10 protein-coding genes are annotated in these 16287 nt (G+C 45.2%); 6 read left to right on the top strand and 4 right to left on the bottom strand.

The features are described from left to right. Positions 1–104: 104 nt before the first annotated feature. The 5 genes from NLX74_RS20325 (at position 105) to NLX74_RS20305 (ending at position 7101) form a co-directional block, all read left to right on the top strand. Entirely contained in the window at positions 105–1796 is a 1692-nt protein-coding gene (locus NLX74_RS20325) for a type 2 periplasmic-binding domain-containing protein (protein WP_254329793.1), read from the top strand. Positions 1797–2033: 237 nt separating this feature from the next. Then, a complete protein-coding gene (locus NLX74_RS20320) occupies positions 2034–2924 on the top strand; it encodes an ABC transporter permease (RefSeq protein ID WP_029517681.1) in 891 nt (296 codons plus the stop codon). 27 nt (positions 2925–2951) lie between these two features. Then, positions 2952–3830, top strand: a complete 879-nt coding sequence (locus tag NLX74_RS20315; RefSeq protein WP_069010559.1) for a carbohydrate ABC transporter permease — start codon at positions 2952–2954, stop codon at positions 3828–3830. 28 nt (positions 3831–3858) lie between these two features. Further along, positions 3859–5946, top strand: coding sequence for a beta-galactosidase (locus NLX74_RS20310; protein WP_367997051.1), 2088 nt, complete (start codon positions 3859–3861; stop codon positions 5944–5946). Positions 5947–6048: 102 nt separating this feature from the next. Then, a complete protein-coding gene (locus NLX74_RS20305; protein WP_235309481.1) occupies positions 6049–7101 on the top strand; it encodes a glycoside hydrolase family 53 protein in 1053 nt (350 codons plus the stop codon). 95 nt (positions 7102–7196) lie between these two features. Here the strand turns inward: NLX74_RS20305 and NLX74_RS20300 are convergent, their stop codons facing one another. The 4 genes from NLX74_RS20300 to NLX74_RS20285 form a co-directional block, all read right to left on the bottom strand. After that, on the bottom strand, positions 7197–8960 hold the full coding sequence (locus NLX74_RS20300; protein WP_254329792.1) for a methyl-accepting chemotaxis protein: 1764 nt from the start codon (positions 8958–8960) through the stop codon (positions 7197–7199). 325 nt (positions 8961–9285) lie between these two features. Then, complete coding sequence (locus NLX74_RS20295; protein ID WP_025718424.1) at positions 9286–10245, bottom strand: AEC family transporter; 960 nt, start codon at positions 10243–10245, stop codon at positions 9286–9288. A gap of 99 nt (positions 10246–10344) precedes the next feature. Beyond that, positions 10345–12063, bottom strand: coding sequence for an NAD-dependent malic enzyme (locus tag NLX74_RS20290; RefSeq protein ID WP_023989354.1), 1719 nt, complete (start codon positions 12061–12063; stop codon positions 10345–10347). Between the two features lie 379 nt (positions 12064–12442). Continuing rightward, the gene (locus NLX74_RS20285) at positions 12443–13684 is read right to left on the bottom strand and encodes a nitrate/nitrite transporter (RefSeq protein WP_235309484.1); all 1242 of its coding nucleotides are present in this window, start codon (positions 13682–13684) and stop codon (positions 12443–12445) included. Between the two features lie 416 nt (positions 13685–14100). Between NLX74_RS20285 and nirB the strand changes: the two genes are divergently transcribed. Continuing rightward, positions 14101–16275: a nitrite reductase large subunit NirB gene (gene nirB / locus NLX74_RS20280; protein WP_254329791.1), complete on the top strand. Its 2175-nt coding sequence runs from the start codon at positions 14101–14103 to the stop codon at positions 16273–16275. Positions 16276–16287 lie beyond the last annotated feature (12 nt).

Raw genomic sequence — 16287 nt, 5'->3', positions numbered from 1 at the left:
ATCAGTTGGGAAAGGTGCAGAAATATTTATTTTGTGACATAGGCTGTGAAGAAAAGCCCTCTTATAATAAAAGAGTAGATAATGATTTTTAGAGGGGGAACAATATGCGAGTTCATTCGAAGAAAAAGCTGTTGTCGTTGCTCGCCGCAACTATGGTATTAGGAGTGGGCCTTGTGGGCTGCTCAGGTACGGGGAATGATGGAAATGCGGACAGCACAGCTAAAACTGAAAACGTATACAAAGAAAAATACAATCCAGAAGTCACAATTTCCACGGTATGGGGTGTAGATCCCGCCTTGAAATTTAAAAATGGTGAATCTATCGAAAATAACATTGCGACAAAATGGGCTAAAGAGAAATTCGGTATTAATATCAAATCACTCTGGTCCGTCACGGATACGAATGGCGCATTTGCTACGAAACTGCGTTTGGCTATGTCCTCCGGTCAGGAGATGCCGGACGTCGTTGTACTGGGGACGGAGAATGAGCAACTGGCACAAGACATGATTGATTCTGGTATGTTTGCAGAGGTGGACCCGTTGTTTGATAAGTACGCTTCGGATTCTTGGAAGCAGGCGATGAATCAGGATACAAACGTATGGAATCAGTATAGCCGAGATGGTAAGAAAATGGGTATTCCTGTGCTTGATTTTGCCTACAACCATGATTATGTATTGTGGGTACGACAAGATTGGTTGGATAAGCTGGGTATGAAGGCTCCTGAGACGATGGATGATCTGGAAAAAGTGATGGATGCCTTTAAAAATAAAAATCCGGACGGACTGGCTCCGAACAAAGTGATTCCGCTCAGCATCGGTTTCAAAACATCCATGAACACTTGGATGGGTGACCCATCCTGGATTTTCGGGGCATATGGCACTCTACCTCAGCAGTGGAACAAAGGTACAAATGGCAGTTTGGAATATGGCTCCGTGCAGCCTGGCATGAAGCCGGGTTTGCAAAAGCTGAGCGAGTGGCTCAAAAAGGGATATATTCCTCAGGAAGCAGCATTGTGGGATGAAAATAAAACGGCAGAACCTACAGTCGCAGGAACAGCCGGTATGATTCCTGGACCATATTGGATGAGCGGCTGGCCGCTTCAGGATACAGTCAAAAATGCGCCGGGTGCCGTGTGGAAGCCGATCAAGATTCCAGCGGGTCCTGACAACAAAGCCATGCGTCACGGAACGCAATACACCAATGGTGTTGTATTAATCAACAAACAAATGCAGCATCCTGAAGCCTTTTTCACTTATCAAAATTATTTGTTTGACCATTATGCTAATGCCAAACCGGACGGCGATTTGTCGAATGGGCTGTTTAAGGGCTACGATTATGATTTGGATGCGGGCGGAAAGCTAATGTCTATCGATAAAATACCAGGCGGTTATGTAAACTCTATTCGTTATTTGCTGGTTCGTGATGGTGCGCGTATACCTGATGCCCAAATGAAGGCTTTGCTAAGTTTGGCTAACGGCGCAGAACCGAAGACCCGTCTGGAGAAAGATGTAATGGTGAACTACGGGAAAGATACTCCCGCAGCTGCCAAAGTGCTTATGGAACAGAAAGATATCTCCATGAAAGATCAGTTCACGGGCCCTACTACGCCAACTATGAAGGCTAAAAAGGACTATCTGGATAAGATTGAAAGTCAGACCTTCAATGAAATTATTTATGGCAAGCAGCCGATCTCTGCTTTTGATACCTTTGTGCAGACGTGGAAAACAGCTGGTGGCGAACAAATTACAAATGAAGTAAACGAATGGTATAAAAGCGTCGAAAGTAAAAACCAATGATGTTGTAACAGAGTAGGAGGGCTGTCCCGAGGTGGGCAGCCTTTTTACTACAGCTTTACCCGTATCGAGTAGAAATGAATGCGCTATCATGGTGTATTTGAAAAAAAGTTTTATTCGTTTGGCGAGCTTAAAAAAATGATTGCTTTTGTGCCATGTATGTTGGTTTTTTGAACTGTTGGGACAGCGAAAACGCTTTTATAATTGAAGTATACCATGAGAGTTACAGGAGGAACTGCAATGAGAAGTCTGCAACGTACGTGGCCATTTCATATCATGCTGCTGCCAGCCATCATTTTCTTAATTGTATTCAGCTACATTCCGATGGGCGGCATCGTGATGGCCTTTCAAAATTACAAACCTTGGCTAGGCATAACGGGTTCCGAGTGGGTTGGACTGGATAACTTCCGCTTTTTGTTTCAACGGGAGGACAGTCTTCAAGTCGTCTGGAATACGCTAATTATTGCTGTGTTAAAGATGTTTTTCAATCTGGTGGTTCCGTTTGTTTTTGCTATACTGCTGAATGAAATTCGCAAGGTTGGACTTCAGCGATCCATTCAAACACTGGTTTATCTGCCACACTTTCTGTCGTGGGTCATCTTGGGCGGAATTCTGATTGACCTGTTGGCTACAGATGGATTTATGAACCGTATTCTCGGTAGTTTCGGGATTCAGCCTATCTTTTTTCTAGGAGATAATAACTGGTTTCGGTTTACTGTCATTGTATCGGATATATGGAAGGAGTTCGGATACAACACCATTGTATTTCTTGCTGCACTGGCGGGTATTAATCCTTCGTTGTATGAGGCTTCTGAAATGGATGGAGCAAGCCGCTGGAGACAGACGCTACACATCACTGTACCTTCGTTAATTCCGATGGTAGTCGTTGTTGGAACGCTTGCACTTGGCAATGTACTGAACGCCGGTTTTGACCAGATTTTCAACCTTTATAATCCGCTAGTTTACCAAAAAGGCGATATTATTGATACATTCGTCTACCGGACAGCGTTAATCAATGGGGAAATGGGCTTTGCCACTGCTATCGGGTTGTTCAAATCCGTTATCAGTATGATTCTCATTCTGATATCTTATCGACTTGCTTACAAATGGGCAGGTTACCGCATATTTTGATTCCACGAGGCTGAAAGAGGGAGAGTCATGTATCATAAAACAACGCCATACCGCATCTTTAATGTGTTTAATATTTGCTTGCTTGTGATTTTGTCCATCATGTGTATCGTTCCGCTGATTCATGTGTTAGCTGTATCATTTAGTGCTAAATCAGCTGCAGATGCCAATCTGGTTGGACTGTGGCCGGTACAATTTTCATTAGAAGCCTATAAGAAGACGATGAATAACCCGATTTTTCTGCACTCCATCTGGATTTCTGTCTGTCGGACTGTATTGGGAACCGGCTTAACACTGCTTATTACCTTTTTAGCTGCTTATCCACTTTCAAAGGAAACATCTGTGTTCCGTAGCCGAAACGTATATTCATGGTTGTTCGTATTCAGCATGATTTTTAACGGTGGTCTGGTTCCATTCTATATGGTTATTCAAAAGATCCACCTCATGGACAGCTTCTGGGTACTTGTTTTGCCAGGAGCGGTCAACACATTTCTGGTCATCCTTATGTTGAACTTTTTTAGAGGAATTCCCAAAGAGATGGAAGAGGCCGCATTGATCGACGGAGCAGGACATTTTCGGACATTGTTTAGTATTTTTTTACCGATATCCATGCCTTCCATTGCGACGATTGCGCTGTTTAGTATGGTATTTCATTGGAACTCCTGGTTTGACGGTCTGCTCTATTTGAGCAATGCAAAGGATTATCCGCTGGCGACGTTCCTGCAAACTGTAATTATTCAGAAGGACATGAGTTCCATGAGCATGAGTCCCAAAGAGATGGAATTACTTTCTCAAACGACGGTTAATGCAGCGCAAATTTTCATTGGTGCAGCGCCTATTCTCATTGTATATCCATTTTTACAAAAGTATTTTGTTAAAGGTATGACGCTAGGTTCTGTCAAAGAGTAATAGAATTTATAGAAGGAGATGATTTGTAGTGACGAATCAAAACATAATCAAGTACCCTCCCATTAGTGAGCGAGTTCCACGTATGCTGCATGGAGCGGACTATAACCCGGAGCAATGGCAGCATTACCCTGAGGTGTTAGCGGAGGATATCCGTCTAATGAAACTAGCCAAATGTAACGTGATGTCTGTCGGCATTTTCTCATGGGTTTCATTGGAGCCTGAGGAAGGCGTATTTACGTTTGAATGGCTGGATCGTATTCTGGATTCGTTTGCTGAGAACGGAATCTATGCGTTTTTGGCCACTCCGAGTGGAGCAAGACCAGCCTGGATGTCACAAAAATATCCTGAGGTGCTGCGTGTGGAGGCTAACCGTGTCCGTAATCTGCATGGGTTTCGCCATAATCACTGTGCTACGTCGCCTGTTTACCGGGAAAAAGTACGTATCATGAATACGAAGCTAGCCGAGCGTTATGCTAACCATCCTGCTGTTATTGGCTGGCATATTTCAAATGAATTTGGTGGAGATTGCCACTGTGATTATTGTCAGGAGGCATTTCGCGCTTGGGTCCAGGATAAATACGGTACGCTGGACAAGCTTAATCACGCATGGTGGACGACCTTTTGGAGTCATACGATTACGGACTGGAGCCAAGTTGAGTCCCCGGCACCTCACGGTGAAACACAGGTCCATGCCATGAATTTGGACTGGAGACGGTTTGTGACCGATCAAACCGCAGATTTTATCAAGCATGAGATTATGCCGCTCAAGGCTGCCAATCCAGCCATTCCAGTCACAACCAATTTAATGGAGTTTTTTGAAGGATTGAATTACTGGAAGTTTGCTGATCTGCTCGATGTTATATCCTGGGATAGTTACCCGACGTGGCATGACCGTGAGGGAGATGATAGCCGTCAAGCTGCGAAAGTGGCATTGATGCATGATATTATTCGCTCAATTAAGGGAGGAAAGCCTTGGATGCTCATGGAGAGCACGCCAAGTTTGACGAACTGGCAAGACGTTAGCAAGCTGAAGCGGCCGGGAATGCATCTGCTATCGTCTTTACAGGCTGTGGCACACGGGTCAGACACCGTTCAATACTTTCAGTGGCGGAAAAGCCGCGGTTCGAGTGAAAAGCTGCATGGTGCGGTTGTCGATCATGTCGGACATGAGCACACTCGGGTATTCGGGGATGTGACCCATGTCGGTAATGCGCTGGAAAAACTGGAGGAGGTTATCGGGACATCTGTACCGGCGGAGGCCGCAGTCATTTTTGACTGGGAGAACCGTTGGGGAATCAACGATTCACAGGGACCGCGGAACAAAGGTGTGAAATATGAGGAGACAGCTGAAGCGCATTATTTGGCACTTTGGGAGCAGGGTGTGCCTGTAGATGTCATTCATATGGATGCAGATTTCTCCAAATATAAACTTTTGGTAGCTCCGATGTTGTATATGGTCCGCAGTGGTGTGGGGGAGCGTATACAGAAATTTGTTGAAAATGGCGGCGTTTTCGTAGCAACCTATTGGTCTGGTATCGTAGATGAACATGATTTGTGCTTCCTTGGAGGCTTTCCGGGCCCGCTTCGTAAGACGCTGGGGATCTGGTCGGAAGAGATTGACGGATTGCATGATCATGACCGTAATCACATTTTGCCGGTTGAAGGCAATGAGCTGGATCTGCAAGGGGAGTATGAAGCTGTAGAATTGTGTGATCTCATTCATACGGAGGGTGCAGAGGTACTGGCTGTGTACGGCTCAGACTTTTATGCAGGACGTCCGGCTTTGACGGTGAACCGTTTGGGACAGGGAAAGGCTTATTACATCGCATCACGCAACATCGGACTATTCCACAGTCATTTTTACAGAAGTTTAATTGATGATGCAGGAATCAGTAAAGCGCTCAATGTGAAGTTGCCTCATGGAGTGAATGCGGCGATTCGTACCGATGGGGTTCATGATTATATTTTTATACTGAATTTCACGCATGAGCCGCAAAAGATTACGTTGGATGGACGAACTTATGCGGATATGCTTGAAAATCATGCGATAGAAGACGGTAGCGTTCAATTGGATGCCTACACTGTTAAGGTTTTAAAGACAGAGCGCAATAAATAGAACATGATATTAAAGTGTGATCTCTATCGTTTTCCCGAGTGAGGGAGCTGGTAGATTGGACAGAGGCAATGAGAAGTATACAATTCGGATGGGAGATGACTTATGAAAACAGGTAACCGCACGATGGTATTTGCGATGTTGATCTTGTTATCCAGCTTATTGTATCCGTTCGGCTCTGTAGGGTTGGGTGCGGCTTCGGCCGCCCCTGCTTTCGCCAAAGGAGCAGATATAAGCTGGGTAGCAGGAATGGAAGCGCAAGGTATGACTTGGAAGGATAAAAAGGGTGTTCGTCGAGATATACTGCAAATTTTGCGAGATGACTATCAGATCAACTCGGTACGTATCCGTGTGTGGGTAAACCCTGACATGAAAGATTATGCAAGCGGATACATGAATGCCGAAAAGGCAGCAGAGCTGGCACAGCGAGCTAAAAAATTGGGCATGAGCGTGATGCTGACTCTACATTATAGTGATTCCTGGGCAGATCCAGGGCAACAGAACAAACCTTATGCGTGGCGCAATTTCACATTTACACAACTTATGGATGCAGTCTGGTCTCATACGGTCTATGTTATGAACACGATGAAAAGCAAGGGGGTAACACCGGACTGGGTGCAGATCGGTAATGAGACGAACAATGGAATGCTCTGGGAAGACGGCAAAGCTTCGGTGAACATGAAAAACTATGCCTGGCTCGTCAATACAGGTAATAATGCTGTAAAATCGGTTAGCAGCAGTACTAAAACGATCGTACATTTAGCCAACGGGGATAACGGTTCCGTGTTGAACTGGAATATCGGTGGGCTGATTGATAATGGAGCTCAGTTTGATCTCATCGGGCTGTCTCTGTATCCGTCTCCTTCTGACTGGCAGGGTAAGGTGGACCAGACGATTACCAATGCCAATAACCTCATTGCCAAATACGGCAAAGGCATTGTCATCAGTGAAATCGGAATGGAATATAACGAACCTGCTGCTTCCAAGGCATTTATTTCTGCAATCAAAACAAAGGTTCGGAACATTGGAGGCGGCAAGGGTACAGGGGTATTTTATTGGGAGCCGGCTGCAACTCCAGGTTATAATCAAGGTTATAACAAAGGTGCTTGGCAGGCTGACGGTAAACCAACCTCAGCTTTGGAAGGGTTTATAAATTAAGAAGTATGTAAGAGTATATCAAAGAACCTCTAGTTTGCTTCTATGCAGACTAGAGGTTCTTTATTGTTATCTTGAGTTACTTGGAAGTTATAAAATTAAGCTTCTCGGTTCACTTTGAAGAACGAAATGAGCTCTTCCAGCTCCCCGGACATCAATGTAAGCTTGTCAGAAGCTTGGACAATAGAAGCCATAGACTCAGCCTGTTCTCCAATGGTATGCTCGATTTGTTTGCTGCTGTCGACTGTTTTGCTAACTGTCGAAGACAACTCGTCAGAGGTAGCTGACATTTCCTGCGTGCTGGCTGAAATCTGCTCCGTTGCGCTGGATACCTCTTGAATTTGTGACGACACTTTATTAGACGCATCTAAGATTTCAGAGAACATTTCGCCTGTTTGCTTCGTAACTTCTAGCCCAATGTGAACTTCTTTTGTACCAAGGCTGATGCCTTTTACAGTCTGCTCAATTTCTTTTTGGATTTCTTCAATAAGCTCTGCAATTTGTTTGGCAGACTCTTGAGACTGTTCAGCCAAATTACGCACCTCTCCCGCTACTACTGCAAAACCTTTGCCCTCTTCACCGACTCTGGCAGCTTCAATAGAAGCGTTCAGTGCAAGCAGATTCGTTTGACTGGCAATGCCTGTAATGATGCTGACGATGTTGCTGATTTCGTTAGAACGGTTCTGCAGCGCATTAACGGAATCAGCTGTACTTTCCATTGTAGTGGAGATGGAGTCCATTTGAGCGGAAAGCTTTTGGGCTACTTGATTGCCTTCAACGGAGCGTTTTTCCATAGAATAAGCTTGATCCGCTACGGAAGAGGAGCTCTCGGCAATCGTTTGGATAACTGTCGACATTTCATTCATAGCTCTGGAGCTTTCATGTGCTGCGTGATCCTGAGCTTCAAGCCCCTGGGTTATTTCCTGAATATTGCTGTTAATGACGTTCGTATTCGTACTGTTTTTCTCGCTAATGCTTAACAATTCCTGGGCAGATCCCGTAACTTCTTGCGTCGTATCCTGTACTTTCACCATGGTATCGTTAAGGCGTTTGATCATAGAATTAAATTTTTGATTGATAATGCCAAGGTCGTCCTCGCCTGTCTTGATTTGTACATTCAGATTCCCCTCGCTGACTTCTTCAATGCCCTTCATCAGGCTACGAATCGGGGAGAGGGTACGTTTTACCAGTAAATATTGGACCGTTAAGAAGATCGCAAGGAACAGAATGAGCAATGAAACACCATATACAAGCAATTTATGAAGTCCGTTAGGTACAGAGCTCGCGTCTACGTCAAAGTATATCGCACTTGTGATTTTACCGCTTTCATCTGTAATTGGGTAAACAATGGTCGTCCATGTACCAAAATCGTCAGTATAAAAGCTGCTAAACGCTGAGTCTTTAGATTGAAGCATTTTATTTACACCTTGTACATTTTCGTCTGGAAGAGTGTACATATCCCCAATATTCAACTTCGAGTCTTGGAAAGCTTGGACTAAATTTGTAGGAACGCCAATAATGGAGGTTTGATTTCCTTCTGTTAGTTCTGTGCCAAATATGTAAGCTTGGGCAACATTAGGATAAAATGTGTGGATAGAATCTAGGAATTTGCGTAAATCCTGTTGAGCAGAACCGTTATAATCTTTTTCGCTTAATGCTTGTTGTACTTTTGTTTTGTCAACATCTTCTGCCCATTTTTTAGTCAATACTTTAACTTGGTCTTGCAGTTGCGTGGTGAGAATGTTCTTTTGAAGTATATAGCTGGATGTGATGAGAATAGCACCTATTAATACGATGTTAAGAAAAGAGATTAATAGATTTTTACCAAAAAAGGACATAGTTCTCCACTTCAAGTTTTTCACGTTTTCTTCTCCTTTGAATTAGCAATTTAGTTTCATATACAACCTACCCCATATATATTTCGACAATTTGCTTTCTAAATGTTAGGTATTTATTAAAAGGGAGAGTAGAAGGTTATTCAAAAAGAACGGCGGCCCCTAGTGAATGAAACGATGGGACCGCCGCTTGTCGGCAAAACTGGATTTTATGTTGTTTTTCCAACTCAATTCTTACTAAATCACTTTATTGTTCAAACAATATTTAAAAAATAAGATAAATGAGAGCAAACGGGTATGCTTTATACCTATAAATACCTGGATTGCATTGAGGGTTCTTAAGTTTCTGTCCCTATAAAAGAAGTGAAATAAGTAAGGGTAGTGAAATGAGCGATAAGACTGAGCTAATAACAAATGCAGATGCAGCTTCCGTTTCTAGTGTTTCATAACGGGTAGCAATCATAGCGGCCACAGCCGAGCCGGGAAAAGCGACAAGCAGTACGGCTTTGGTTACATCTTCATGGGATAGTCCTATTAGAACAGCAATACCGAGCATAACAATAGGCATCACGATGGCTTTCAGCACAGCGATGCTAAGTGCTTTTGGACTGAACGTAATCTTTTTGATACCAATGGTTACCCCGATGGCAAATAGGGCTGTACCAGCAGTAATATTGCCGATTTGATCAAACATGGATTGCAAAAGTTTCGGAGCGTGGAATCCACATAGAGTCAATACGACACCAAACAAGGGTACGCAGGCAAGCGGCTCGCTGAGTCCATGAAGGACTGATTTCATAGTGACTTTAAATAAGTTGCCTTTAGTGCCGTCGGATTCTGTTGTTTTGCGCTGACCGACCGTTCCCAAAATACTTGCAAGCGGATCAAGAATGGCATTAACGACGATCCCAGTAATCGCAATCGGGATGGCGACTGCCGCACTTCCGAACAAGCTGCCCAGAACCGGAATTCCCATGAATGCAAAAGAAGGCTGTGTCGAATTCAATGCGAACATGGAGGATTCAGTCAGGCCTTTTTTGGCAATTAAGCGATAAACAATGAGCAATACAATATAAAAGCCGATTACACCAAGTAGCAAAGCCACAAGAAAGGGCCACTTTTGAATCAACGTCTCTCTGGGTGTCGTCGTGATACCAATAAACAAGTGTGCAGGTAGAGCAAACTTCGTCACGAGTGTATTTAATCCCTTAGAAGAAGCAGGGTTAAAAGCCTTAAACAATCCTGCGAAATAACCAATTAAAATGACAAAGAAAATAGGAATTAAGATAATAAAAATATGACCTGTAGCCATGATGTCGCCTCCAATGAAGATGTCCGCCAAAAATGGCGGACATCAGTTAAATAATCACTTTGCATATGCAAGTACAAATTTGATGTTGTTCGCTATTTTTTAAACCAGGACCGCTTCCTGACCATATTGTTTGATGGGTTTATATTTGCAGTCCCACATCGCATCTCGAACCGCTTGTGCGATATCGTCCGGTTGATGACGCGCTACTCCATCCTGAACTGCTGCCTTAGCTACAGCCACGGCTACCGCTTCAGATACTTCTCGTAGCTCGTTGATTTTTGGCAGCAGGGAAGCACCAGGCTGCGACAAATCAACCATTTGAGCTACTGCATGGGCAGCTGCTGCAAACATGCTATCTGTTATAATTTTGGATTTTACCACGATTGCGCCGAGACCCAGACCCGGGAATACGAAAGCATTGTTGGATTGCCCAATTTCAAACTTAATATTGTTATAGATCACTGGCTCGAAAGGACTTCCTGTTGCAATGAGGGCTTTTCCTTCGGTCCAGTGGATCAAATCTTGCGGAGTTGCTTCTGCCAGTGGAGTCGGGTTGGACATAGGCATAATAATAGGACGTTCTGTATGCTTGGCCATTTCTTTAACGATTTCCTCACTGAATGCCCCAGTAACACCGGAAGTACCGATCATAATCGTCGGTTTCACGCGGCGAATGACTTCAAGCAAAGGGATTTTGCCATCCTCAGCATGTTCCCAGTCACGGCATTCTGCAACATCACGCACATAAGGGACCTGGAATGGAAAAAGTCCTTCTGTTTCGTTGGTGAGCAGGCCGCGGTAATCATAAGCCCAGAAGTTACGTCTTGCTTCTGCTTCTGACAGTCCTTCCAGCATCATGGCAGCGCTAATTTGGTCTGCATTGCCGATTCCGGCAGCTCCTGGACCAAAGACTAGCACCCGATGCTTGCTCAGTGGGATTCCGGACAATTGAACACCAGACATCACACCTGCGAGCGTAACCGCTCCAGTACCTTGAATATCGTCATTAAAAGTCAGAATACTATTTCCGTATTTATTGATAATGTTCCGTGCGTTGACATTGCCCAGATCTTCCCAGTGCAGCAGGGCATTCGGGAAAAAGGAAAGTGCAGCTTGAACATAAGTGTCAATAAATTGGTCATATTGTTCTCCACGTACACGTTTATGGCGATTCCCCATGTATAAAGGATCTTCCAATAGCTTCTCGTTGTTTGTACCTGCATCAAGAACAACTGCCAGCACCCGGCTAGGATCTATACCAGCAGCAGCTGTATACACAGCAAGCTTACCAATAGAGATATTAATACCTCCGACTCCCCAGTCCCCGATTCCCAAAATACTCTCGGAATCTGTGGCTACGATCAGGTCGATATCATCAGGGTCTAGGTTCAAATTCTTAAAAGCCTCTCCAATACCCGCAAGATTATCGATAGATAAATACATACCACCAGGCTTGTGATATTCATGACTGTATTCCTGTATAGCCTGGCCTACTGTTGGTGTATAAACAATCGGGAGCATTTCGCTTAGGTGCTCAGAGAGCAAACGATAATAAAGAACGGTATTCCGATTAAAAAGATCATTTAACGCAACATTTTTACGCAAATTATCCGGTTGGCTCTGAAATTGCTCGTAAACCCGCTGAACCTGCTCCTCAATAGTTAATATCGTAGGAGGAAGGAGACCATCAAGTCCAAGCTGTTTCCGTTCTTCCAGGGTAAAAGCCACTCCTTTATTTAGCAGGGGGTTGGCAAGTAGATCTTTTCCGGTTAATTTAGTTTCGATAGATCCGTCTTCCGTAAAATGAAAAGCACGCATTTTCAATTCCTTCTTTCTAAAAAATTACATTTAGTTAATCCTTGAACAATTCGTGAACAAGTATACGCCTTATTTTAAACCAAGTGAAGAAGTATGTTGTGTGAAAAATGGTTATATAAGTGTTTACATAAGAAAAATTATGAAAATGAAAGCGATTTTCAATGTTTTTCGAATGAAAATTTCATTTAATTTTCATAATATTTTCGGAAAATATTGATTCAATGTGATAATTATCATAGTTTTTATAGGTGTGATTCGACTGAGTGGGCATGAAAAATAGCTTAACTTCATTTTATATAAACGAAGTTAAGCTATTTTTTTGACTATAGGGATGGTTGAGGGACAATTCAATGCTTCGCAGCTCTATGTTTAATGAACATCAGGCATTTAATTCTCCGATGCGCTTGACGGCTTCATCAGTAACTGTAGCAGAGCGTCGCATCCAGCTGTTACGCCATTTCAATTGCATGATGATGACGAGGGTAAAGGCACAGAACGTGATCAGGCTCAGACAGATGAAGCCTGGCATATAGGAACCTGTTGATTTGTATAGATGACCCAGTATAAGGGGAAGAAAGTACCCGCCTATGCCACCAGCAGCGCCGACGATACCGGTCATGAGCCCGATTTCGTTGCCGAACCGCTGCGGAACGAGCTGGAATACGGAGCCGTTGCCAGCGCCAAGGCACATCATGCCTACGAACAGCAGCACGACTACCACGGCAAGTGGCGGTAAAAACGCAATGCCGGCGAGCATAATCCCGGCTCCTGCATACAAGTACATTAACATGCGTGAACCACCAATCCGGTCGGACAAAAAGCCACCTACAGGACGAAAGAAGCTTCCGGCAATCACACAAATGGTCGCAAAATCGGCGGCATGTACCGCGGAGAGGCCATATTGGGTATTAAAGAAAATAGTCAAATAATTAGAAAGGCCAACGAATCCGCCAAACGTCACGCAGTAAAAGGCACAGAATACCCAGGCATCCCTCTGTTTGAGCACCGAAGCATATTGCGACAGACTTTTTGGTGCTGGGCGGTGAGGGCTATTGCGGGCAAAAATACTGAACAGAACGAAGACGGTTAAGATGGGGAGGATGGCCAATCCGAAAACGGCTTCCCAACTGCCAAAATGTTGAGCAATGCGGTTGGCGAACAATGTCGCAAGGACGGTACCGCTATTCCCGGCACCGGCAATTCCCATAGCCAAGCCTTGATGCTCTTTGGGGTACCATTGACTGGCCAACGGCAGCGCAGCTGCAAATGATGCTCCGGCTACGCCCAGGAGCAGGGCAACAACGTACATGTGCTCTAGCGAATCAACCCACAGCCAGCCGAGCAAGAGAGGGATTATCGTGACAAGCATACCAATCTGTCCCGTGAGCTTCGGACCGATATAATCAGACATGAATCCGAGCACGAGCCGCAGCAGGGAACCACCAAGTATGGGTAGGGCGACAAGATTGGCTTTTTGTACAGGGTCCATTGGATAATCATTAGCAATTACAACGGCCAATGGTCCGATCATTCCCCATATCATAAAACTGATATCAAAATACAGAAAGGAGCCAAATAGGGTGGGCTTGTGTCCGCTTTTCCAGAAACTTTTTTTGTTCATTCTCCATCTCTCCTGTTCTAATTGTTGTTCTTTGTCTGAAAAATGTAATTTGAACATGAAAAAGCCGCAAATCGCCCCTACATGGTATCTAGGAAACGGTTTGCGGCCTCATTGCCGTGGTTGACACACCTCATTGTGAGTCGACTTGGTATGATCACGTTGGAGTGATTTTAATCAAATTATAAAAAAGGATCTGTTTTATGTCAATATACATAACACAAAATCGTAAAAAAATTAAATATCAGGTAAAAATATAACTTTCATGTATTGAATATTGACATGACATTCACAATTCAGTAATCTTAGGTACATATCGGCACAACGATGTGCCGACATTAATGGCAACGGCGCCCTTTTCCATTGAATGGAGAAGGGCTTTTTCTGTCATTTTATTCGGAGAATGGGGCTGGTTTAATATGATGAAAAAACTGGTCGTCGTCGGTAACGGTATGGCAGGCATCAAATGTGTGGAGGAAATACTTGATCTGGAGCCAGAGCGGTTCCAAATCACGATATTTGGTGCAGAGCCCCGTCCCGGGTACAACCGAGTGCTCCTGTCCAAAATGCTTCAGGAGGAGAGCTCATTTAAGCACATCGTTACCCATGACTGGGACTGGTATGAAGAGAACGGGGTAAAGTTGTACGCGGGTGAACGCGTCTGTCGTATTGATGTTGCAGCCGGGATGGTGGAAACGGAATCCGGCATCAAAGAACCTTATGACATGCTCATATTGGCAACGGGCTCATTGCCTTTCATGCCGCCCATTCCCGGAGCTCGAAAACAGGGGGTAATCGCTTTTCGTGATGTGAATGATTGCGAAACCATGGAAAGATATGCCAAAGCATACCGTAAGGCCATAGTTATCGGAGGGGGGCTGTTAGGACTTGAAGCCGCTCAAGGCCTGTTGAATCTAGGGATGGAAACTGAGGTTGTTCATAATGCGCAGTATCTTATGAACCGTCAGCTTGATCGGACGGCGGCTATGCTTCTGCAGCGAAAGCTGGAACAACAGGGCATGAGGTTTCATTTGGCGAAGGAAACGGTCAACATCATAGGCCGAAACAGGGCGCAAGGATTGATGTTTTCGGACGGGAACAGGTTGGAAACGGATTTGGTTGTGCTGGCGGTTGGTATCCGACCGAATATCGAATTAGCTCAGGACAGCGGTCTGACCGTAAACCGTGCCATTGTCGTGGATGATTATATGCGCACGAGTATTCCCGGTATTTATGCCGTCGGCGAATGTGCTGAGCATCGCGGGATTTCATACGGGCTAGTGGCGCCACTATATGAGCAGGGCAAAGTGCTGGCAAAAGTTATTTGTGGGCGTGAAGCGGCTCCCTATGAAGGGACGGTTCCGTATGCGCAGCTCAAGGTAGCGGGAATTCATCTATTTTCCGTAGGAGACATTCGCGAAGAGGGAAACGAGACAGCAGTCATGGAATATAACGGGATGCTGGAGGTTTACAAAAAAGTAATGATGCACGGCGGTGCTGTCACTGGCGCCATTTTGTTCGGAGATACATCTGAAAGTACCTCGCTACTCGGAATGGTACGGCGCAGCGCGCCCGCTACAGAGCTTACATCCCGGGATAACAGCGTGAGCAGAGCAGAGGATGCGGCAGCCGCACTCCCGGAAGAGGAAACGGTATGTGCGTGCAATAGCGTGAGTAAGGGGGCTATTTTGCGAGCGATTGCCACGGATAAGCTGAAGACGGTGGAAGAAGTGAAAAGCCGGACCAAAGCATCCGGTTCCTGTGGGGGCTGTCGGCCGCTGGTGGCTGCACTGGTCAAAAATAGTTTGTCCCGATCGACAGCTTCCGGACCTGTAGTTACTCCCACCGCCCAAGAAGTTGTCCCTGTATGTGGATGTACGCATTACGATCATGATTCGCTTAAAACAGCTATGGTGGACACAGCATGTCAGACTCCAGATGAAGTAGTGTCCCGTCTCGGTTGGACCAGACAGCAGGGGTGTGAATTATGTCGTCCGGCTGTACTTTATTACTTGGAATCTCTCGGGTTGCGCGACAGATCTGCGACAAATCCATTAAGTTCTGGTGTTACGGTTCAGGTCACACCGCAGTGTGGAGGAGAAGCTCCCTCTGCGGGCCTGCGCTTTACGAACCTAAATGCCGAGAATCAGGCTTTTGTTAAGTCGGACCTGATGGATCAGACTTTTGTAGAAGTAGCCTGGCTAAGAGAGCGGTTGGCAACTTTATGGGGAAGTCTTGCATTGCCCTCGTTGGTTACAGTTTCTGTTTGTCCTGGATCGGAGTATCCCGGAGGTGTACTTGTCCACGATATTGGAATATCCCGATCTCCAGCAGGCTGGGAGGTTTATGCCGGTGGTCATGCTGAGCATCCGGTTCGCCAGGGGCAGCTGCTTGGATTGGAGGAGGACCCGACAGAAGCGGTCCTGCTGGCTGCAGTTTGCTTGCGAATATACCGACATAGTGCCCGGTACGGGGAGAAAATGTGGGAGTGGATTGAAAGGACTGGCGTTATGGTGCTACGGGAAAGTGTGCTTGATGCTGCTCTTCGAAGTGAACTGGCGGGCAGCCTACGGACCACAATGCTGACAGGATGACGGGTTGAATTG

This window comes from Paenibacillus sp. MZ03-122A, assembly GCF_024213325.1.
GTDB lineage: Bacteria > Bacillota > Bacilli > Paenibacillales > Paenibacillaceae > Paenibacillus > Paenibacillus polymyxa_B.
The sequence above is the reverse complement of the archived record's forward strand: the minus strand, read 5'-3'. Positions and strand labels throughout refer to the sequence as shown.